The organism is Blautia fusiformis (genome assembly GCF_020686995.1).
Lineage (GTDB): Bacteria > Bacillota > Clostridia > Lachnospirales > Lachnospiraceae > Blautia_A > Blautia_A fusiformis.
This window is the reverse complement of record NZ_JAJEPT010000004.1, coordinates 133,490-153,153: the sequence shown is the minus strand read 5'-3', so window position 1 is coordinate 153,153 and position 19,664 is coordinate 133,490. Positions and strand designations below refer to the sequence as shown.

At 46.4% G+C, this 19,664-nt stretch carries 23 protein-coding genes and 1 pseudogene; 1 reads left to right on the top strand and 23 read right to left on the bottom strand.

Annotation, left to right across the window (positions count from 1 at the left end; translation table 11 throughout):
• Positions 1-85: 85 nt before the first annotated feature.
• The 4 genes from LKD46_RS05290 to LKD46_RS05275 form a co-directional block, all read right to left on the bottom strand.
• Complete coding sequence (locus LKD46_RS05290) at positions 86-664, bottom strand: DUF6553 family protein (RefSeq protein WP_110102003.1); 579 nt, start codon at positions 662-664, stop codon at positions 86-88.
• A 57-nt stretch (positions 665-721) separates the two neighbouring features.
• Positions 722-1,315, bottom strand: a complete 594-nt coding sequence (locus LKD46_RS05285; RefSeq protein WP_021977109.1) for a DUF5662 family protein — start codon at positions 1,313-1,315, stop codon at positions 722-724.
• Positions 1,266-3,191, bottom strand: coding sequence for a Type II secretory pathway, pullulanase PulA and related glycosidase (locus LKD46_RS05280; RefSeq protein ID WP_227573899.1), 1,926 nt, complete (start codon positions 3,189-3,191; stop codon positions 1,266-1,268). Before LKD46_RS05280 ends, LKD46_RS05285 begins: the two co-directional genes overlap by 50 nt.
• Before the next feature lie 62 nt (positions 3,192-3,253).
• Positions 3,254-4,009 carry an exodeoxyribonuclease III gene (locus tag LKD46_RS05275; protein WP_110102004.1) on the bottom strand — a complete coding sequence of 252 codons (756 nt, stop codon included), beginning with the start codon at positions 4,007-4,009 and terminating at the stop codon, positions 3,254-3,256.
• 200 nt (positions 4,010-4,209) lie between these two features.
• Between LKD46_RS05275 and LKD46_RS05270 the strand changes: the two genes are divergently transcribed.
• Positions 4,210-4,584 carry a DUF1292 domain-containing protein gene (locus LKD46_RS05270; protein WP_110102005.1) on the top strand — a complete coding sequence of 125 codons (375 nt, stop codon included), beginning with the start codon at positions 4,210-4,212 and terminating at the stop codon, positions 4,582-4,584.
• A gap of 94 nt (positions 4,585-4,678) precedes the next feature.
• On the opposite strand, the gene LKD46_RS05265 is transcribed toward LKD46_RS05270, so the two are convergent.
• The 19 genes and pseudogenes from LKD46_RS05265 to LKD46_RS05175 form a co-directional block, all read right to left on the bottom strand.
• Complete coding sequence (locus tag LKD46_RS05265; protein ID WP_015525804.1) at positions 4,679-5,191, bottom strand: dCTP deaminase/dUTPase family protein; 513 nt, start codon at positions 5,189-5,191, stop codon at positions 4,679-4,681.
• Positions 5,192-5,234: 43 nt separating this feature from the next.
• Positions 5,235-5,726 (bottom strand): anaerobic ribonucleoside-triphosphate reductase activating protein, encoded by a 492-nt coding sequence (gene nrdG, locus LKD46_RS05260; protein WP_044961222.1) that lies wholly within the window; start codon positions 5,724-5,726, stop codon positions 5,235-5,237.
• 3 nt (positions 5,727-5,729) lie between these two features.
• Positions 5,730-7,823, bottom strand: coding sequence for a polyribonucleotide nucleotidyltransferase (locus LKD46_RS05255; protein ID WP_044961197.1), 2,094 nt, complete (start codon positions 7,821-7,823; stop codon positions 5,730-5,732).
• Positions 7,824-8,020: 197 nt separating this feature from the next.
• Positions 8,021-8,287 (bottom strand): 30S ribosomal protein S15, encoded by a 267-nt coding sequence (gene rpsO, locus LKD46_RS05250; RefSeq protein ID WP_015525801.1) that lies wholly within the window; start codon positions 8,285-8,287, stop codon positions 8,021-8,023.
• 155 nt (positions 8,288-8,442) lie between these two features.
• Positions 8,443-9,342 (bottom strand): bifunctional riboflavin kinase/FAD synthetase, encoded by a 900-nt coding sequence (locus LKD46_RS05245; RefSeq protein WP_015525800.1) that lies wholly within the window; start codon positions 9,340-9,342, stop codon positions 8,443-8,445.
• 34 nt (positions 9,343-9,376) lie between these two features.
• The gene (truB, locus tag LKD46_RS05240; protein ID WP_408611430.1) at positions 9,377-10,267 is read right to left on the bottom strand and encodes a tRNA pseudouridine(55) synthase TruB; all 891 of its coding nucleotides are present in this window, start codon (positions 10,265-10,267) and stop codon (positions 9,377-9,379) included.
• A gap of 7 nt (positions 10,268-10,274) precedes the next feature.
• Positions 10,275-11,231: a DHH family phosphoesterase gene (locus LKD46_RS05235; protein WP_110102007.1), complete on the bottom strand. Its 957-nt coding sequence runs from the start codon at positions 11,229-11,231 to the stop codon at positions 10,275-10,277.
• 9 nt (positions 11,232-11,240) lie between these two features.
• The gene (rbfA, locus tag LKD46_RS05230) at positions 11,241-11,609 is read right to left on the bottom strand and encodes a 30S ribosome-binding factor RbfA (protein ID WP_015525797.1); all 369 of its coding nucleotides are present in this window, start codon (positions 11,607-11,609) and stop codon (positions 11,241-11,243) included.
• 12 nt (positions 11,610-11,621) lie between these two features.
• The gene (gene infB, locus LKD46_RS05225; protein ID WP_110102008.1) at positions 11,622-14,315 is read right to left on the bottom strand and encodes a translation initiation factor IF-2; all 2,694 of its coding nucleotides are present in this window, start codon (positions 14,313-14,315) and stop codon (positions 11,622-11,624) included.
• A gap of 42 nt (positions 14,316-14,357) precedes the next feature.
• Positions 14,358-14,675, bottom strand: coding sequence for a L7Ae/L30e/S12e/Gadd45 family ribosomal protein (locus LKD46_RS05220; protein WP_021650310.1), 318 nt, complete (start codon positions 14,673-14,675; stop codon positions 14,358-14,360).
• Positions 14,662-14,940 carry an RNase P modulator RnpM gene (gene rnpM, locus LKD46_RS05215; protein WP_110102009.1) on the bottom strand — a complete coding sequence of 93 codons (279 nt, stop codon included), beginning with the start codon at positions 14,938-14,940 and terminating at the stop codon, positions 14,662-14,664. Before rnpM ends, LKD46_RS05220 begins: the two co-directional genes overlap by 14 nt.
• A complete protein-coding gene (gene nusA, locus LKD46_RS05210) occupies positions 14,940-16,133 on the bottom strand; it encodes a transcription termination factor NusA (protein ID WP_110102010.1) in 1,194 nt (397 codons plus the stop codon). Before nusA ends, rnpM begins: the two co-directional genes overlap by 1 nt.
• 41 nt (positions 16,134-16,174) lie before the next feature.
• Positions 16,175-16,639: a ribosome maturation factor RimP gene (locus LKD46_RS05205; RefSeq protein ID WP_021650312.1), complete on the bottom strand. Its 465-nt coding sequence runs from the start codon at positions 16,637-16,639 to the stop codon at positions 16,175-16,177.
• Positions 16,640-16,810: 171 nt separating this feature from the next.
• Positions 16,811-17,251, bottom strand: coding sequence for a hypothetical protein (locus LKD46_RS05200; protein WP_021650313.1), 441 nt, complete (start codon positions 17,249-17,251; stop codon positions 16,811-16,813).
• Positions 17,235-17,702: a DUF3990 domain-containing protein gene (locus LKD46_RS05195; protein WP_022426617.1), complete on the bottom strand. Its 468-nt coding sequence runs from the start codon at positions 17,700-17,702 to the stop codon at positions 17,235-17,237. The genes LKD46_RS05200 and LKD46_RS05195 overlap by 17 nt, the downstream gene beginning before the upstream one ends.
• A gap of 106 nt (positions 17,703-17,808) precedes the next feature.
• Positions 17,809-17,979, bottom strand: a pseudogene (locus LKD46_RS16720) (ABC transporter ATP-binding protein); the annotation flags it as partial.
• Positions 17,980-18,030: 51 nt separating this feature from the next.
• A complete protein-coding gene (locus LKD46_RS05185) occupies positions 18,031-18,747 on the bottom strand; it encodes a metal-dependent transcriptional regulator (RefSeq protein ID WP_110102011.1) in 717 nt (238 codons plus the stop codon).
• Positions 18,748-18,915: 168 nt separating this feature from the next.
• Positions 18,916-19,326 (bottom strand): HI0074 family nucleotidyltransferase substrate-binding subunit, encoded by a 411-nt coding sequence (locus LKD46_RS05180; RefSeq protein WP_022426615.1) that lies wholly within the window; start codon positions 19,324-19,326, stop codon positions 18,916-18,918.
• Positions 19,313-19,603, bottom strand: a complete 291-nt coding sequence (locus tag LKD46_RS05175; RefSeq protein WP_021650318.1) for a nucleotidyltransferase family protein — start codon at positions 19,601-19,603, stop codon at positions 19,313-19,315. The genes LKD46_RS05180 and LKD46_RS05175 overlap by 14 nt, the downstream gene beginning before the upstream one ends.
• Positions 19,604-19,664 lie beyond the last annotated feature (61 nt).

Below are 19,664 nucleotides of genomic sequence, written 5' to 3'. Positions count from 1 at the left end.
AAATCTCAGAATATTTTATCGGATGCATGGCAACAAAAGGCTGCCTGAGTAGTCAGACAGCCTGAAACGGAAGCTCTCCGGCCTCCTAAATGTTTCCTTCGTTGGGATAATACTGCCTGTAGATCTCTCTGGCAGCTCTTGTGATGATTCCAAGCTCAGCTTCCATTCCAAGATTAGCCGGAAGCTCCACAGCTGTTTCCCTGATGTCTCTCTGGACCTTGGCCTTCGCACTGTCCTCCTTGATGTGGATCAGGCCGAAAATCGTTGTGTTATAGGATTTATCTGTCTGACAGAGATCCATGTAGACCAGAACCAGATGACAGCATTCCCGGTAAAGAAGCTCCTCATAAAGGCCGCCCTTTTCCTGGAACTCCTGAAATTTCAGCTTCTTAAGATACTTGCCTATCTCTTTCTTCGCACTTCTTGTACCAAAGAATCTGGAAGCGGAATTCCGGTTAAACTCCATGGTCATCCAGAGACCGAGATAACCGTCTGCCCTGGTATCACCAGTCTCAGCTTTATCGCTGTAACGGATCTCCCAGAGTTCCTTGCGGATCCTGTTTTCTTCCGGTTCTTCTCCTGCTGCAATGGACTGCTCCAGAAGCTTCAGGCGCTCCATGGGATCTTTCTCTCTATAGTATTTCGCAATTGTTGGTGTATCCATTCATTCTTCCTCCTGATATCTGAATATTATATCAGACAACTTGCCAAAAATACACCCCTATCTGTGATTTCGAAGCTTTTTCCCAGGGCTTTTCACTTTTTTTCCGCGGTTATCACATAGATATACATTGCGGATATACCACAGGGTCTTATCCTCTCCGTATTTATCCAGGATCCGGAGAAGTCCCTCCAGCTCTTTCTTTGTCTGTGGGTGGATAAACCACAGCTTCTCCTTGCTTTTCAGAAAATACTGCAATGGTTCATGATAGGTATATTCCTCTCCCAGATAGTTTCTGGAAGCACTGATCCGGTCCATGACCATTTCCGCCACATATTTTCTGGGCATTCTGGCTCCCATGATCACATGCTCACCGTCAAGGGAATAGTCTACCCAATGTTCAAAATGGTGTCTGTTTCTTCCCTTATGGTGCAGCCAGGACATGGATACGCCGGTTGCCTCACGTTCTGCGTTGTTGGGGCTTCTTGTACCCTGATAATATTTACAGCCTACCAGAAATTCCGTCGGGGAATATTTGGACAGGTCATGAAGCAACCCCTGCTTATATAACCCGATACGAAAACAATATTTCATCACCAGAAGCTTATGCCTCGTGATGGTCCTGAAGTGCAGCCACGGGTGCCATGATCGCATCTTTCTCCGCCTCCTGTCTGCCCAGCAATACCACAATGGCGCGGGGGCCTATTTCGATTGATTTTTTATATTCTTCTTCCTCCTCCAGACAGAATCCTGTTCCGTGAAGAGAGGTATCTGCGATTTTTTTCCAGCACATGCCTTCCGGGAGATTGGGCAGAGCAAGGCTCCGGTTTTCCCAGTGGAAATTATAGCCGATGTAAATAAAATCATCCTCTGCAGCCTCCAGATCCTCTTTTTCCCTTGCATAGGCTCCGTAGTACATCATACCAAGAAGCCTGCTGGTATTCTCATAGCTCAGATACCAGGCACGTTCCCCGTGAAGAGACACATCCGGGAACCCCTTGGTCAGATAATCTACCCCTTTCAGTTCCACCGGCATATGAAGAACGGGATGGGCTTTACGAAAAGCAATGGCATCCTTTACAAATTCCCTCAGTCCCTGGTTTCTGGAAAGGCCCTTCCAGTCTGTCCAGCCGGTAGCATTATCCTGACAGTAGGCATTATTGTTTCCGCTCTGGGAATTGCCGAATTCATCGCCGTGATAGATCATGGGAACACCCTGACTCAGCAGCATCATCAGAAAGGCATTTTTGATCTGGCGTTCCCTCATCTGACGGACGGAAACCTTACGGGTAGGGCCTTCCACACCGCAGTTCCAGGAATAATTATAGCTGCTTCCGTCCTGATTGCCTTCGCCATTGGCCTCGTTATGTTTATAATTGTAGCTCACCAGGTCATTCATGGTAAACCCGTCCTGGCAGACCATGTAATTGATCACTCCATGATTCTCGCTGTTATGACGGATATGCCATGCTGCAGCCTCCACCATACCTTCATCGCTTTTCAGGAAACGGCGCATATCCTGGAGAAAATTCATATTGCTCTCCGCTCCGCAACGTCTGGCCGGGAGCTTTCCTCTGTAAAAATGATCAAAATCAAAGCCCTGGAAGATCAGTTTTGCTCCGGAAAGGATTCCATCCCGAAGAAGCATCTCCCGGTTAAAGCCCTCTCCCAGCACATGAAATCCATCTACATGGTAAAAATCTCTCCAGAACTGCAAAGCTCGAAGAGCCATCAGGCTGTCTGTTTCCTCCGGAAAATAGAATTCCATGATACAGGCAATGCCGTTCTTGTGCAGCTCCCGGATCATATACCGAAATTCCTGCTCCGGTTCTCTGGTGCTGCAGTAAGCACTCTTCGGGCTGAAATAGAAGCCGGATGCATAGCCCCAGTAATTCACTACATTTTCCTTTCGACGGGTCTTGATGTGTTCACTGCCTTCCTTCGGTTTATTGATCGGAACCTCACAGAATTCATAGGCAGGCATCAGTTCAATGGCATTGATCCCAAGTTCTTTCCAGTAAGGGATCATCTCTGTCAGGCCAAGAAAAGTCCCCTTATGGGAAACCATCTTTCTGGCAAGCTTCGTATAACCACGGACATGAAGCTTGTACAGGATCATATTTTCATATTCTACTGCCGGTGCAGTTTCATTTTCCCAGCCGGAAACATTCTCATTAAGGAAGCGACAGCGGACCTCCTTTTCCGGATCGTAAGGTACTCCGAAATGCTCTCTCCCGTGAAGTCCGTATGCATACGGATCCTGCACGATCTCACCGTCTATTTTATAATTATATTCAAACTCCTTCAGAGAAGCACTGCACAGCTTCAGTGCCCACACACGTCCTGTATGGAAATCCTTTGGAAAAACGATCTCCACCGGTGCGGCAGCTCCTCTTTTTTTATATAAAAGCAGGGATACTTCAGAATCCTCCGATGCCTCCACTGCAAAATTATAACCGCCCTCCATTTTGTTGGCTCCAAGTATCAGCGGCTGACCTTTCTCCACTCGACCTAATCTGCGGCTTGCCAAGGCAACTCCTCCTTTTCTCTTTTTATTATTCAAATCCATAGAAATCCTTTTCGCCGGATCCGTCACAGATCAATATCCAGCTCAACCGGGCAATGATCGGATCCCATGATCTCTCCGTGGATCTTCGCATCCTGAAGCTTTTCTTTCAGGGAAGGGGAAACAAGGAAATAGTCGATACGCCAGCCGGCGTTCTTCTCTCGTGCACGGAAACGGTAGGACCACCAGGAGTAAACGCCCTCTTTATCCGGATAAAAATAGCGGAATGTATCAATAAAGCCACTCTCAAGGGCTCTGGTAAAGCAGGCTCTCTCTTCATCAGTAAAGCCTGCATTTTTGCGGTTGGTCTTCGGGTTCTTGAGATCGATCTCCTGATGTGCCACATTAAGGTCGCCACAGCAGATCACCGGTTTCTTCTCCTGCAGTTTCAGAAGATAAGCCAAAAAATCCTCTTCCCATTTCATACGGTATTCCAGACGGCGGAGCTCGCTCTGGGAGTTGGGAGTATATACAGTCACAAAATAATACTCATCGAATTCCAGCGTGATGACACGTCCTTCTTTATCATGCTCCTCTATCCCAATCCCGTAAACTGCAGACAATGGCTCCCTCTTTGTAAAAATGGCTGTACCTGAATAGCCTCTGCGGTTTGCGTAGTTCCAGTACTGATGATATCCGGGAAGTTCCAGCTTCACCTGTCCCTGCTGACATTTCGTCTCCTGCAGACAGAAAATATCCGCATCCAGCTCATGAAAGCGCTCCTCAAAGCCCTTGGTGATACAGGCCCGGATCCCATTTACATTCCAGGAAATAAATTTCATATTTTTATATTTTCTCCTCATTTTTTCGTCATATTTTTATTATATCTCACATTGTCGGATTAAGCAAAAAATATTTTGAAAGTTTTCTCAGGCTCTCAAATATTTTGTTGCTGTTCTACGTCATATCTGTTAAAATGTTCTCTATATCATGCAGAGCTGCCCTCTTATTTACAGGCAGCAGCAGAACGGAGGATTTTTTTATGAGTGATGAATTTAACAAAAGCGGATGTGCACCAAGTGACTGCGCTTCCTGCACAGCTAACTGTGAAAGCAGGGTAGATGAGGCACATCATACCATCACCCTGACTATGGATGATGATACTGAGGTAGAATGTGCCATCCTTACTATTTTCCCTGTAGAGAACAAAGAATATATCGCACTTCTCCCACTGGATGAGAACGGCCAGAATGAGACCGGTGAGGTTTATCTCTACAGCTTCTCCCGCACAGCAAACGGCGATCCGATGCTGGCAAACATTGAAGATGATGAAGAGTACGACGCTGCCGCAAATGCCTTTAACGCAGTCGTGGAAAAAGCACGTGCAGACGAGGAGGCAGACGCACCTCTCAGCTAAACAGTGCATTTATCGGAAAGCAGTAACTACACAAAACAAGCCCGGAAAATCGGATGTATGTGGTCTTCACACCTCCGCCTTCCGGGCTTTTGTTTTATTTTGTGGTACTTCCGAAGCCGCCGTTTCTTACTGCATCTGCATCGTCATCCACGGTGATTCCGTATTCCACAAAGATCCCCTGCATAAAACCGGTTCCTGCCGGGATCTGGATCGTTTTATCTTCTCTTGTATCGTTAGTCAGCTTGGCAAAGATATGACCTTCGTTGTCGGAAAAGAAATAATCGCTGTCAATGATTCCCACGGTGTTATTCAACTGCAGCCGGAATTTAAATCCCAGTCCGCTTCTCGGATAACATTTCAGAACCCAGCCCTCTTCCATCTCTACACGGATACCGGTCGGTATCTTTACGATCTCACCTGGCTTCATGGTCACATCCACAGGTGCATAAAAATCATATCCTGCACTTCCGGTCGTAGCTCTCTTCGGAAGCTTCAGACTGTCGTAGATATTCCGGATCTCCTCTTCTGAATACTGTTCAAAGGTATCCTTCCAGTCCTTTGCAAACTGTTCAAAACTTACCTTGTGAAATTTCGCAATTCTTTTCATTTTTCGTTCCACTCCCAATAGGTAATTTCAAAAAAACCTCTGATCACTCCGTGTACAAAACCACACGGTTCTCACGAAGTGACGCCTGTACATCGATCACCCTCTGATTTGAGGAGCCTTTCCATTTCAGACGAACCTCTTTCTTGTCCACCTGAAATTCCCCGTCCACGCATACATCCAGATAATGGATGATCTCGTACTGCTGGATTTCTTCCCAGAGAGAACCCGTATACAGCCAGATCGTCTTATCCGGATACTTCTCTCTGATCTCTCGTGCAAGAGCTGTTACCTCAGCGATATTGGAAGGATGCAGAGGATCGCCTCCCGAGAAGGTGATCCCGCTGATATAATCCTTGTCCAGCTCTGCAAATATCTCAGCTCGCTCGCTGTCCGTAAAGGGCAGGCCTCCATTCGGATCCCAAGTAATGGGATTCTGGCACTCCCGGCAGCCGTGTGAACAGCCGGCTACCCAGAGCACTACACGAAGTCCGTCTCCGTTTAACATATCGTCCTTGGTAATATTGTGGTATCTCATCATTTATGCTTCTTCCGGTACATCCTTCATGCTGAAGCTGATTCTTCCCATCTTGTCCTTGCCAAGGCAGATAACCTTAACTTTGTCGCCAAGTGTAAGAACATCCTCAACACGGTTGATCCTCTGTTTGGAGATCTTGGAAATGTGTACCATTCCCTCCTTGCCCGGTGCAAACTCAAGGAATGCGCCAAACTCTTTGATGCTGACTACGCGTCCTGTAAAGATCTGTCCTGCCTCAAACTCGGTAGTGATGATCTCGATCATACGTTTTGCTTCATCCATACCCTTCTGGTCTGTTCCGCAAATGGAAACTGCGCCGTCGTCTGTGATATCGATCTTCACACCTGTACGCTCGATGATCGTGTTGATAGTCTTTCCTCTCTGTCCGACTACATCACCGATCTTCTGCGGGTCAATCTGGATCTGGATGATCTTCGGAGCAAACTCACCAACGCTTGTACGAGGCTTGTCGATACATTTCTCCATAACTTCTGTCAGGATATATTCTCTTGCCTCTTTTGTTCTGCGGATCGCTTCCTCAACGATCGGTCTTGTAAGACCATGGATTTTGATATCCATCTGGATCGCTGTGATTCCGTCATGTGTTCCGGCTACCTTGAAGTCCATATCTCCGAAGAAGTCCTCAAGGCCCTGGATATCTGTAAGAACGATGTAATCATCGTCTGTTTCACCTGTAACAAGTCCGCAGGAAATACCTGCAACTGGTTTTCTGATCGGTACACCGGCAGCCATCAGTGACATGGTAGATGCACAGATACTTGCCTGGGATGTGGAGCCGTTGGACTCAAATGTCTCAGATACGGTACGGATCGCATATGGGAATTCTTCCTCTGTAGGAAGTACCGGTACCAGTGCTCTCTCAGCAAGTGCTCCGTGACCGATCTCACGACGTCCCGGTCCTCTGGAAGGCTTGGTCTCACCTACAGAGTAGGACGGGAAGTTGTAATGGTGCATATATCTCTTGGATGTCTCAAACTCATCCAGTCCGTCAAGACGCTGTGCCTCTGTAAGAGGAGCAAGTGTAGTAACGGTACAGATCTGAGTCTGTCCTCTTGTGAACATGGCAGAACCATGAACTCTCGGGATGATATCTGTCTCTGCAGCCAGCGGACGGATCTGTCTGATCTCACGTCCGTCCGGACGTTTATGATCTTTGAGGATCATCTTACGGACAGTCTTCTTCTGGTACTGATATACAGCCTCACCGAGAACGGCAAGCCATTCCTCATTGTCTGCAAAAGCTTCTTTCAGCTTATCAGTGATCTCGCTGATGTTATTCTCACGTGTCTGCTTGTCATCAGAGAATACGGCAACCTCCATCTCTTCCGGAGGAACGATCTTCTTGATCTCATCAAAAAGCTCCTGAGGTACTGCACAGGACTCGTAGGAATGTTTCTCTTTTCCGCACTCTGCTACGATCTGGTCGATGAATTTGATGATCTCCTGGTTCACTTCATGAGCCTTGTAGATAGCCTCGATCATCTTATCTTCCGGGATCTCATTAGCTCCGGCCTCGATCATGATAACCTTCTCTCTTGTAGAAGCAACCGTAAGCTGAAGATCAGAAACTGCCTTCTGTGCAAGTGTCGGGTTGATGATAAACTCGCCGTCGATCATACCAACCTGTGTGGTTGCGCATGGACCGTCAAATGGGATATCAGAAATACAGGTTGCAATGGAAGAACCAAGCATAGCCGGGATCTCCGGATTGCATTCCGGATCAACAGACATGACCATATCTACCAGAGTTACGTCATTTCTGTAATCCTTTGGAAACAGCGGACGCATCGGACGGTCGATAACACGGGAAGTAAGGATCGCATGCTCGCTTGCCTTACCCTCTCTCTTGTTGAAGCCTCCCGGGATCTTTCCTACTGCATACATCTTCTCCTCATACTCAACGCTTAACGGGAAGAAATCGATCCCTTCTCTCGGCTCTTTGGATGCGGTAGCAGTAGCAAGGACTGTAGTATCACCGTAGTGCATAAGAGCAGCACCATTGGCCTGTTTCGCTACACGTCCGATATCTACAGTCAGTGTTCTTCCTGCAAGTTCCATGGAATAACTTTTGTACATATTCGTTCTCCTTTTCTTATTATATTAATATCTGACAGGAGCCCGAAACAACTGAAAAGACCACTTCCTTTGAAAAAGATCTCGACCGGAAATGGGCTTTTCAGTAGTCTCGGAAATCACTCCTGCGGTAATTCCGTCTGTGTTTATCACACATGTTAAAATGGGGCGGATGGAATCATCCGCCCCTCCCGTAGCAATTATTTTCTTAAACCTAATTTCTCAATCAGTGCACGGTATCTTTCGATGTCTGTTTTCTTAAGATAAGCAAGAAGGCCACGTCTCTGACCTACCATTTTCAGAAGACCTCTTCTGGAATGATGATCTTTGTGGTGTGTTTTAAGATGCTCTGTGAGCTCCTGGATTCTTGCTGTAAGAACTGCAACCTGAACCTCCGGTGAACCTGTGTCACCCTCTGTTCTTGCATACTCTTTCATGATCGCTGTTTTCTTCTCTTTAGAAATCATTGTTGTTTCCTCCTTGAAATTTTAATCAAACGCCGGGTATTAAGAAGTGGTCGGAGTCTCCGGCTTCTGAATACTGGCTTTTTTCACCTCGAACAGTATAGCACACGGTTTCTGACCTGTAAACTGTTTTTTCGAAAAGTTTTTCCCGAAAGTTTTTATTTTTCGAGACTGCGGAAATAAGCCTTTCCCTTTTCTGCATCCTTCAGGAGCTGCTGCTTTAGTGCTTCTATGGACGAAAAGCGCTTCTCCGGTCTGGAATAATGAAAGAATTCCACTCTGCAGGGCTCTCCGTACAGATCCTCCTCACAGTCAAAAAGATAGGTCTCAACACCCAGGAATTTCTCTCCGATGGTTGGCTTATATCCTACGTTTGTGATCCCGCAAAGGGTTCTGTCCTTAAAATGGGACACTGTATCATAAACGCCATTTGGCGGCATCAGCTTTTCTTTTGCAGGAACGATATTGGTAGTGGGAAGAAGGACCTTATGTCCCATTCCTCTTCCATGTTCGATCACACCGTCCACAAAAAAGGGGATTCCCAGCAGATCATTAACCTTTTCCATATTTCCCTTTTTCAGTTCCTCACGGATAAATGTACTGCTGATCTTTCTGCGGCCTTCCATTTCTTTCGGAACAACATCCACAGTAAAGCCAAGCTTCCTTCCCATAGTCTCCAGAAGCTGTGGTGTTCCCTTGCGTTCATACCCGAACCTGAAATCTTCTCCCACTGCAACATGCTCCGCCTGAAGATCTCCCACCAGGATCTCTTTAACAAAGGTTTCTGCCTTCATATGACGGATCCGGTTATCCAGCGGACATTCGATCAGCACATCCACGCCTGCTTTCTCAAGAAGCTGACATCGTTCCTCTTTTGTAAAGATCATCTGACTGCCGATGCCAAGAGAAAAAAGGACTGTCTGCAGACCTTTTTCTTTCTGTTCCAGGATCTTCTCCACCAGTTTCTGGTGTCCACGGTGTATGCCGTCAAATTTTCCAAGTGTCACCGCACTCTTTGAAAGGCGCGGAAATTCTCCGTCGATCTTCAAGTATTCCATATCTTCTGCTGCTCCTGCAAGTTTTTATAAAGTGTCATACAAAAAACATGCGGATGGGTACGTATTTCTGTTTTCTTTCATCCCAGCCGTATATTCCTGTGAAATTTCCGCTGCTTTTATACATCCGGACTTTTTCTTCCCTGCTGCCTCCCTGTACCAGTTCCTCCGGAAGCGGGTTTCCATTATTTAGAAGCCTGTCTCCCTCCGGTGTACAGGTAAGGACCGGATACATGGAAAGTACATCCTCGATGGAAACAAGCTTTTCCCCGATGGTCCCATCGGCAACCGCCTCCTCCACCTGGGAAAGTGTCATGCTCTCTTCCAGAGTGAAATTTCCGGACCTGGTCCGAAGCAGCTCTTCCATGGCTCCGCCGCAGCCTAATTTTTCTCCGATGTCATTGCAAAGTGTACGGATATAGGTGCCCTTGCTACAGGTAACGCTTATGCGTACCAGCGGAAGCTCCATATCCAGTATCCTTATCTCATAAAAAACCACAGGGCGCGGCTTACGCTCTATGGTTTTTCCTTCTCTGGCCAGTTCGTAAAGCTTCTTTCCGTTTACCTTCAGGGCCGAATACATAGGAGGGACCTGCTGCTGTTCTCCCACAAAGGATCCCACTGCCTCACGGACTTCCTCTTCCGTGACGGTAACAGTTTTCTCAGAAAGAACAACTCCGGTCATGTCCTGGGTATCTGTGGAAACTCCCAGCCTTAAAACCGCCTCATATGTTTTTTCTTTTTCTGTAAGAAGCTCCACCAGCCGGGTCCCCTTGCCCAGTGCAACAGGAAGTACTCCCTCTGCTGCCGGATCCAGAGTCCCGGTATGGCCGATCTTTTTCATGTGGAGAATCCCACGCAGCTTTGCAACAACATCATGAGAGGTATAACCTTTTTCCTTTCGGATCACAAGTATTCCGTCCATGATCTTATCTTTACTCCTCTGCAAGCTGTTTTTCAATTTCAGCGGTAAGGTTGTTGATCACATCGTACATGGAGCCCTGCATATCACAGCCGGCTGCACGCACATGTCCGCCGCCTCCGAAAAATACGGCAATCTTGCTTACATCCACCTTACCATTGGAACGGAGAGATACCTTAAAGAACTGCGTCTGCATCTCATAGATAAAGATCGCAACCTCCACACCAGCAGTCAGACGGAGCTGGCTCACGATTCCCTCCAGATCCTTTCCTTCCACACTGTAGAAATCCATCTCCCGTTTTTTCAGATATCCGACCACACACTTACCGCCCTGAAGGAGAATACTCTCTGCCAGGACACGTCCCATGACCTGATTCTGAAGATATGTTTTCTGGTAAAAGGACTCATCGATGATCCTGCTGAAATCAAATCCTGTTTTCATCAGTTCTCCGGCGATCCTCATGGTTTCCGGTGTTGTGGAAGAATACTGGAACACGCCGGTATCATGTGCCATTCCTGTATAAATAGGAACCGCAATGGAACGATCGATCTTGTCTGAATCCAGAAGTCCGTAAAGAACTTCGCTGGCAGAGCTGATCTCGCCTCTTACATGATTGACATCCGCAAATCCGTTATTGCTCACATGATGGTCAATGCAGGCTGTTTTTTTTGCTGCATCGAAATATTTCCGGGCAACAGCAAGCCTGTCCAGTGCGCTGACATCACAGGTGATAAAAAGATCATACACCTTATCTTCTTCTGCTTCTGTCTTAACCTCATCCATTCTGTCAATGTAATCAAATACAGGTTTCCGGTCTTCCAGATAAACATCTGCTTCTATATCAGGAAAATATTTCCGGATATAGAGATACAGAGCCATACAGGAACCAATGCAGTCCCCATCCGGACGGATGTGACCGCCAATGCCAACGGTTTTTACATTTTCCAGTATTTCTGAAATGTTTTTCATTTTTTCCACCTATTCCTCTGTTTCCATCCCACTCATTACGTCATTGATCTTCTTTGACATATTTACACCATATTCAATAGACTCATCCAGAACAAAACGGATCTCCGGTGTATTGCGGAGATTCAGTCTTCTGGCCAATTCTCTCCGAACATAGCCCTCTGCATTCTTTAAGCCCCGGAGGGTGGAATCCTTGGCCTGTTTCTCGCCCAGCACACTGATGTAAGCTTTGCAGGTCTTAAGATCCGGTGCCACCTCAACAGCTGTCACAGAAGTCATCGGATGAATTCTGGGGTCCTTGATCTCGCTGTGTATGATGGTGCTGAGTTCTTTTTGAACTGCACCATTCACACGTGTATTTTTAATGCTGTTTTTTCTCATTACGAATCACTCCTATCTTGGTACCTCTACCATGATATATGCTTCGACTTTATCTTCTTCTTTGACATCATTAAAGTCATTAAATACAAGACCGCACTCATATCCGGCACGAACTTCCTTGACATCATCCTTAAATCTCTTCAGAGATGCAAGCTCACCCTCGAAGATCTGGTCCTCACCTCGTGTGATACGAACCTTACAGTTACGCTGGAATGTACCATCCAGCACATAGCTTCCTGCGATGGTTCCGACACCGGATGCCTTGAACAGCTGACGAACCTCTGCGTGACCGATAACCTTCTCCTCGAATACAGGATCCAGCATACCCTTCATGGCTGCCTCTACATCCTCGATCGCCTGATAAATAACTTTATAAAGTCGAAGGTCAACGCCCTCCTGCTCAGCAAGCTGTTTTGCTGTAGTATCCGGACGTACGTTAAAGCCGATGATGATCGCATTGGATGTTGCAGCAAGGCTGACATCAGACTCATTGATGGCACCTACACCACCATGGATCACCTTAACGATAACTTCCTCGTTGGAAAGCTTGGTAAGACTCTGTTTTACAGCCTCAACAGATCCCTGTACATCGGCCTTGACGATGATCGGAAGCTCCTTAAGATCGCTGGCCTGGATCTGGTCAAACAGGTTATCCAGAGAAAGCTTGCCTTTGGTCTCCTCGAGAAGACGGCTCTTGTTCTCTGTAACGAATGCGCCTGCAAAGTTCTTGGCTTCTTTATCGCTCTCAAAGGACATCAGGATCTCACCTGCATTAGGAACATCACCAAGTCCGAGGATCTCAACCGGAGTAGACGGACCTGCCTCTTTTACACGACGTCCCTTATCATCCATCATTGCACGTACCTTACCATTGCATGCACCTGCGGCAATAAAGTCTCCCACATGAAGAGTACCCTTCTGAACAAGGATGGTAGCAACCGGTCCTTTACCTTTATCAAGCTGAGCCTCAATAACAAGACCTCTTGCCTCACGGTTCGGATTGGCTTTGAGCTCGGAAACCTCAGCAGTAAGAAGAATCATCTCAAGAAGATTCTCAATTCCTTCTCCTGTGTGTGCGGATACCGGAACAAAGATGGTGCTTCCGCCCCAGTCCTCAGGAATCAGTTCATACTCGGAAAGCTCCTGTTTTACACGCTCAACATTTGCACTTGGTTTATCGATCTTATTGATGGCAACGATGATCTCAACACCGGCTGCCTTTGCATGGCTGATCGCCTCTACTGTCTGCGGCATTACACCATCGTCTGCGGCAACGACCAGAACTGCGATATCTGTAGCGTTGGCACCACGCATACGCATAGCTGTGAACGCCTCATGTCCCGGTGTATCCAGGAATGTGATCTTCTGACCTTTGATATTTACCACGTAAGCACCGATGTGCTGTGTGATTCCGCCGGCCTCGCCTCTGGTTACGTTTGTATTACGGATGGCATCCAGAAGAGATGTTTTACCATGGTCAACGTGACCCATAACACAGACTACCGGAGGTCTCGGAACCATATCATCCTCATCCTCTTCGTCCTCTTTGAGGAGCTCTGCGATCACATCCACCTTTTCTTCCTTCTCAGCAATGATATCAAAGCCAAGTGCGATCTCCTCTGCCTTTTCAAAGTCGATCTCCTGGTTTACGGTTACCATGACACCTTCCATGAAAAGCTTCTTAACGATCACTGACGGCTGCATCTTCATCGCGTCCGCAAGCTCACGGATAGTAAGCTTCTCCGGAATGGTGATCTCCTTGATCTCCGGTTTCTTCTCTTCCTGCTTCGGCTGTGGATTCGGTTTCTGAAGTGCTTTCGGGATTCTGGAATTCGGTCTGCGTCCGCCCTGATTTGGTCTGCGTCCGCCCTGGGTACCTTTCTCGAATTCTTTCTTCTTGTTCTTATTCTCTCTGTCACGCTCACGCTTGCTGTCCTTGGATGTCTTGGTCAGCTCCGGAGTGAATACAGCATCTGAAGAGCCACCGCTTCTTCTCTGTCCCGGACGCTGTCCGCCGCCCTGGCCACCACGGTTTGCTCCGCTGAAACGGTTGTCTCCGCCTCTTCCGCCTTCGGAACGTCCGCCCTGGCCACCCTGGCCACGGTTTGCTCCACCGCCAAAACGGTTTCCTCCGTCTCTTCTTCCTTCAAAGCTTCCGCCCTGACCTCCCTGGCCACGGTTTGCTCCACCGCCGAAACGGTTTCCGCCTCTTCCGTCATTCTGACGTGGGCCTCTGTTTCCCTCGCCCTGTCTTGCCGGACGTCCCTCACCATTCTGGGAACGGTTTCCGCCAAAACGATTTCCGCCGTCTCTTCTTCCCTCGAAGGTTCTTCCGTCACGATTTCCGTCTCTTCTTCCTTCCGGACGGTTGCCCTGCGGTCTTCCGCCCTGAGTACGATTCTGGCCACTCTGACCGTTTCTCTGCTCACCGGACTCACCGTTTCTTGTGTTTGCTCCTGCGCTTCTCTGACCGCCGTTCTGTGGACGTGCCGGTCCCTTTCTCTCGCCTGCTGCCGGTTTTCTTCTTCCTTTACCGCCATCGCTGGCATTCTGTGCATGAAATACACGGATGATATTTTTTTTCTTTTTCGGTGCTTCAGATTTGTTACCTTCTGTATTCACCGTTGTTGTCTTTTCTTCTGTTTTTGGAGTATCCAATTGTCTATATTGCTCCTTTCCCGATCTGTTGAATTTATCTTTTATCATTTCTATCGTCAAACCTCCTTACAGACGCCTGTATCATGCAGGTTATCTGCCGGATTCTTTTTCCAGCGCCTTCATGATCGCCTTTGCAAAATTTTCGTCCTGCACGGCAAGGCTGGCACGGAATTCTTTGCCCATTGCTCTGCCCAGGCTCTCTTTGTCTGAAAGGAAATATAACGGAACTTCATAATAGGTACACATATTCCGAAATTTCTTTTTTGTGTTTTCGGAGGCATCATCTGCCACCAGTGCCAGGAAACCTTTTCCTGTTTTTACGGATTTCTCTGTGGAAAATTCTCCGCTCACTGTTTTTCCTGCTTTTGTCGCAAGTCCGATGAGTGATAAAACCTTATTGTTTTTCAATTGATTCAAACTCCTTTTTGAGGTTCTGATACACTTCATCCGGAACTGCCATTTTCAAGGAACGCTCCAGGCCATGGTTTTTGATAGCCTTTTCCAGGCATTCCTCTGAGAAACAAAGGTATGCGCCGCGTCCGTTTTTCTTACCTGTAGCGTCCAGGATGATCTCATTCTCTGATGTCCTGAGAACTCGTATCATTTCCTTTTTGCTTTTCATTTCCCTGCAGCCGGTACACTGACGCATGGGAATCTTGGTTCTCGTTTTCATTATTCTTCGGCATCTCCATCTGCTGTTTCTTCAGCTTCTGTTTCTGTCTCTTCTGTATCTTCCTCTGTTTCTTCAAGCTCTTCGGAAACAGCCTCTTCTGTCATTTCTTCCTCTGCTTCCTCGTGTTCCTCATCGTAATCATCGTAGAAGTCACCGGACTCTCTTGCCTGTGTCTCGCTCTTGATGTCGATCTTGAAGCCTGTAAGTCTTGCAGCAAGACGTGCGTTCTGTCCTTCCTTACCGATAGCAAGGGAAAGCTGGTAATCCGGAACTACGACCAGTGCGGTCTTCTCATCCGGGTCAGCCATAACTGCGATAACCTTTGCAGGGCTTAATGCATTCTCGATAAGGATCGCCGGGTTCTCATCCCAGTTGATGATATCGATCTTCTCACCGTGAAGCTCGTTAACAACTGCACCTACACGTGCACCGTTCATACCAACGCATGCTCCCACAGCATCTACATCCGGATCGTTGCTCCATACAGCGATCTTGGTACGGGAGCCTGCCTCACGGGCAATGCTCTTGATCTCAACGGTACCGTCTCTTACCTCTGCAACCTCGGACTCGAAAAGTCTCTTTACAAGACCGGGATGTGTTCTGGAAACCAGGATACGCGGTCCCTTCGGTGTATCCTTAACTTCAAGAATGTAAACTTTTACTCTCTCAGTTGGCTGGAAGGTCTCACCCTTTACCTGTTCGTTCTCTGTAAGTACTGCGTCTGCCTTACCAAGGTTGATGCTGACATTTTTGCCCATTACTCTCTGAACAATACCGGTTACCACTTCTTTTTCGATTCCATAGTACTGATCGTAAAGAACTTTACGCTCTTCCTCACGGATTTTCTGAAGAATGACATTCTTTGCATTCTGGGTTGCGATACGTCCGAATTCCTTGGACTGGATCTCAACCTTCATAACATCACCGATCTCTGCGTTCGTGTTTGTTTTCTGTGCATCCACCAGAGAAATCTCCAGCGCCGGATCCTCCACATGCTCTACAACAGTTCTGTCAGCGTAAACACTGAAGTCACAGGTCTCCGGATCGATCATAACGTGAACGTTATCTGCCTTTCCGAAATGGTTCTTACATGCCTGGATCAGTGACTGCTCAATTGCCTCCAGCAGTGTATCCTTACTGATGTTTTTCTCTTTTTCGAGAACGTCCAGCGCATCTCTTAAATCTCTGCTCATTTTTCTTTTTTCCTCCTGAATTTTACAGATTCGATTCTCTTTTAGAATTCGATCGCGAGACGAATCAGGGCAATATCTTTTTTATCAAAGGTACGTTCTGTGCCGTCTTCATCGATTGTCACACTGTTACTATCATATGCATTTAAAATACCGCAGAATTCTTTCTGTTTCTCGATGGGCCGGTAGGTACGGATCTCCACCAGCTTGCCAAGGCTTCTCTTAAAGTCTTTTTCTTTTTTAAGAGGCCGGTCAAGTCCCGGAGAACTGATCTCCATAATGTAGCTGTCCTCGATGAAATCCTGCTCATCCAGTATATCGCTGAATGCACGGCTTACGTCCTCGCAGTCATTGACTGTGATTCCGCCCGGTTTGTCGATATAGCCTCTGAGATACCAGGTTCCGGCTTCCTTGACATACTCCACATCTACCAGTTCAAAGCCCCTGGACTCCACGATCGGTGTAAGGATCGCCTCTGTCTTCTGTTCATATTCTTCCCGTCTGCTCATGCTTCCCACCTGCCTTTCCTATTTCTGCCTATTTCTGAACAAATTCCTTCTCAACAAATAGGAGCGGGCTCTCGCCCACTCCTATGCCAACAAGTTCTTAGTTTCGTTCATTGTAACACCAATGTCTGTTAAATGCAAGTATTAATTGCGATTTGAATTTCTGTTTATCTTTTACAGGATTTCTCCCGCTTTATAGCATGCTGCTATATAATCTCTCGGCTGATAATAAAAATCTGTATTATAGTCCGAAATATGTGCATCAATCCAGGAATGATAAATATCCCATATTCCTTTTTCGATTTCCGCATCATCATATATGTCTTCTATTAATCGCTCATATACTTCTCCAATATCCCAGTAATCCGGAACCGTATATCTGCACATGGATACATTGTCAAATTTTCCTTCTGGAATATTGCATTGCTCCATAAACTCTGCTGCAACTTTTTGTATTGGCTCACAGTGAAATACATCCGCATAATCGTATATTCTCTTTATGTTTTCTCTGCCAAGATAATCTGTGATTTCCCGCCGATGTTGTTTTCTGTTTCGTCCTATATACTCAATCAGGCTACAGGTAAAAAATAAATTGTTATTATTTTTTTTCGCCATATACGACCTCACTTCCTGCAAATTCCAAAGTATCCAATGCCGAAACTGTATGAAAACTGATCTGATGTGTGGGGTACTTAAATTTTACCAGTTCCCAGAAAGCAGATCTTGAGATCTTACCATCCAGATAGTTTTGCAGGTAATTGTAGATCGTATCATCTGCCATCGGTCCTTCCACAATATCATACTGATGTGCTTGTCCACTTCGACAGGAAATAATAAAGTCCAGCCATTCTTCTGTCATTTTCTCAAATCTAAGAATTTTTAATTCTGTATTTTCTGTATACTCGTACCTGTTAATGTATCCCTTTTCTCCATACCTTGTCGCCCACCGTTCTGCCTGTTTTTCGATGTTCGTACAATAGAAGCCAAAGTAGAAATCTTTGTTAAATCGGGCTTTTCTGATTTCCGGATACTCTACTATATCTTTACTTCCATGATATAAAGTCATATGCACTCCTTTTCAGATTGGACTTAACACAATAGTTTCCTGGAGCTATTATAACAAATGTGTATCGAAAATCGCAATATATTTTACTCTCACAAGAGCATCTATATCACGACACTCTCCCATTCTCCATCTCATACACCACATCCGCTACTTTCATCGTAGAAGTTCTGTGTGACACCAGCACGACGGTACGGTTGGCTTTATCTTCCTTCAGGGATTTCAGGATGATGCCTTCGTTCAGGGAATCCAGATTGGAGGTTGGCTCGTCCAGAAGAAGGCTACCAGCGCGGTTCCTTCCACTACGGGGTCCTGATGCCGGATAAAGTATTCAAAAACGCCGGTTGGGATCCGGGGATTTCCGTTTTCTTCTTCGGCTTTTACCCAGCCGGTTTCTGGGTCCACATACCAGAGAACAGTTTTTTTCCTCCGGTGCTGTGCAGAACAGTTCAAAATAGCTGTCCTCTTTTTTTACATGAAGGCGGATCTGTTCTTTATAATTCTTAAATTCACCGGCCAGTCTTCTTGGACAGGTTATTTCCATGTAGTAGATTCCCATGAGAAAGGAGTATTCCCCCGGCTCATAGCGGTATCTGAGGTCTGTGTTCCGAAGAGCATGCTCAAAGGTGCTTCCGTAATTTACAAAATTGCAGATCTGCTGCACGGTCTCATCGCTTACCACGTGCTCCATGCGGCAGGCATCTTCTTCTGCAATGCGGCTTTCTACTCCTACATATTCCAGAAGCTGGGTGAAGGTTTCATGGCGGTGGCGGCATTCCTCGCCCCGGATCCGTCCCAGCTCTGTGGGGCAGACGCAGATGTTTTTTTCTTCGATTTTTACGTAGCCCTGGGCGGTCAACTGTTTCAGACAGGCCAGAACCTCCCGTCTGCTCATCTTCATCCGCCCGCAAATCTCGGAGATTCCGATCAGGGCGTCCTTTTTTGCAAGAGAGCAAAGCTCCTCCAGTATGTCTTCCTCGATTTCTCTTTTGGATAAGGGTATGCTGTGGCCCAGCTCTTCTGTGGATTCATATGTTATTTTTGTCATTGTTTTTTTCTGAACCTGTTTTATATTTGCGGCTGTGTTAGCTCAGTCTAACTCATTATAAAAGATGGCTCATATTTCTGTCAAGAGGGCAAAAAAATCCCCACCGGTCGGGTTAATTGTACCTGATCGGTGGGAAGTATATATTCTGTAAAATTGTATTCTCTTTATTTACGTCCAGTCGCTCTCCGCTTCTGCCAGCTTCTCCCTCAATGTTTTCTCAAGAGCCACAAAAGCCGGAATAAAGCTGTCGCGGATGAGCAGGATCATCTCATCTACTTCCTGCTCATTATATATATGGACAGATGTGTTACGCTTTTTCAGCATGAGCAGCCACACTGCTGAATCGTTTACGAAGCCCAGCTTATAGCCAAGCTGCAGGATTTCTCTCGGTGAACCGGTGTCTGCTCCTTCTGCCCCGTGGAGTCGCAGGATCTCCTGAAGAGCTTTCCAGGCAAGCTCGAAAGTCAGGTTGAACTGTCCGATCACGCCGGTTCTGTAAATATCGTTGTTATCCGCAAGTTTGAAATCTGCATTTCTTAATATAGTAAGACAATTAGAAAAATTATCAAGCTTTTTCATAGATCACAACTCCATCCTTTTTAATTTCTTTTTTGAGTTCTTCAGAAATTGAAGCATCTGCATTAATTACATCAAACATCAGAAGTGAATGGATATTTTCTTTGATATCCCAGTAAAAGGAATCAAAATCTCCTCCATATACAGCAATATCTACATCACTTCTTTCTGTATTGTTTCCTCTTGCACGGGACCCAAAGAGGATGATCTTTCTGACAGAATGTTTTGTGGCAAATGAAAATAGTTCTCTTATAACTCTTTCCGGAAGATCATATCGCATTTTTAACGCCTCCCATTTTCATATAACCCTATCATATCCTATCTGCCAGTTATCCGCAATC

What these genes read in the sequence shown, in the direction of transcription:
- LKD46_RS05290 (WP_110102003.1), bottom strand. Translation starts at nt 664, where the DNA reads ATGGATACACCAACAATTGCGAAATACTATAGAGAGAAAGATCCCATG.
- LKD46_RS05285 (WP_021977109.1), bottom strand. Translation starts at nt 1,315, where the DNA reads ATGCGATCATGGCACCCGTGGCTGCACTTCAGGACCATCACGAGGCAT.
- LKD46_RS05275 (WP_110102004.1), bottom strand. Translation starts at nt 4,009, where the DNA reads ATGAAATTTATTTCCTGGAATGTAAATGGGATCCGGGCCTGTATCACC.
- LKD46_RS05270 (WP_110102005.1), top strand. Translation starts at nt 4,210, where the DNA reads ATGAGTGATGAATTTAACAAAAGCGGATGTGCACCAAGTGACTGCGCT.
- LKD46_RS05265 (WP_015525804.1), bottom strand. Translation starts at nt 5,191, where the DNA reads ATGAAAAGAATTGCGAAATTTCACAAGGTAAGTTTTGAACAGTTTGCA.
- nrdG (WP_044961222.1), bottom strand. Translation starts at nt 5,726, where the DNA reads ATGAGATACCACAATATTACCAAGGACGATATGTTAAACGGAGACGGA.
- LKD46_RS05255 (WP_044961197.1), bottom strand. Translation starts at nt 7,823, where the DNA reads ATGTACAAAAGTTATTCCATGGAACTTGCAGGAAGAACACTGACTGTA.
- rpsO (WP_015525801.1), bottom strand. Translation starts at nt 8,287, where the DNA reads ATGATTTCTAAAGAGAAGAAAACAGCGATCATGAAAGAGTATGCAAGA.
- LKD46_RS05245 (WP_015525800.1), bottom strand. Translation starts at nt 9,342, where the DNA reads ATGGAATACTTGAAGATCGACGGAGAATTTCCGCGCCTTTCAAAGAGT.
- LKD46_RS05235 (WP_110102007.1), bottom strand. Translation starts at nt 11,231, where the DNA reads ATGAAAAACATTTCAGAAATACTGGAAAATGTAAAAACCGTTGGCATT.
- rbfA (WP_015525797.1), bottom strand. Translation starts at nt 11,609, where the DNA reads ATGAGAAAAAACAGCATTAAAAATACACGTGTGAATGGTGCAGTTCAA.
- infB (WP_110102008.1), bottom strand. Translation starts at nt 14,315, where the DNA reads ATGATAAAAGATAAATTCAACAGATCGGGAAAGGAGCAATATAGACAA.
- rnpM (WP_110102009.1), bottom strand. Translation starts at nt 14,940, where the DNA reads ATGAAAACGAGAACCAAGATTCCCATGCGTCAGTGTACCGGCTGCAGG.
- nusA (WP_110102010.1), bottom strand. Translation starts at nt 16,133, where the DNA reads ATGAGCAGAGATTTAAGAGATGCGCTGGACGTTCTCGAAAAAGAGAAA.
- LKD46_RS05205 (WP_021650312.1), bottom strand. Translation starts at nt 16,639, where the DNA reads ATGAGCAGACGGGAAGAATATGAACAGAAGACAGAGGCGATCCTTACA.
- LKD46_RS05200 (WP_021650313.1), bottom strand. Translation starts at nt 17,251, where the DNA reads ATGGCGAAAAAAAATAATAACAATTTATTTTTTACCTGTAGCCTGATT.
- LKD46_RS05195 (WP_022426617.1), bottom strand. Translation starts at nt 17,702, where the DNA reads ATGACTTTATATCATGGAAGTAAAGATATAGTAGAGTATCCGGAAATC.
- LKD46_RS05185 (WP_110102011.1), bottom strand. Translation starts at nt 18,747, where the DNA reads ATGACAAAAATAACATATGAATCCACAGAAGAGCTGGGCCACAGCATA.
- LKD46_RS05180 (WP_022426615.1), bottom strand. Translation starts at nt 19,326, where the DNA reads ATGAAAAAGCTTGATAATTTTTCTAATTGTCTTACTATATTAAGAAAT.
- LKD46_RS05175 (WP_021650318.1), bottom strand. Translation starts at nt 19,603, where the DNA reads ATGCGATATGATCTTCCGGAAAGAGTTATAAGAGAACTATTTTCATTT.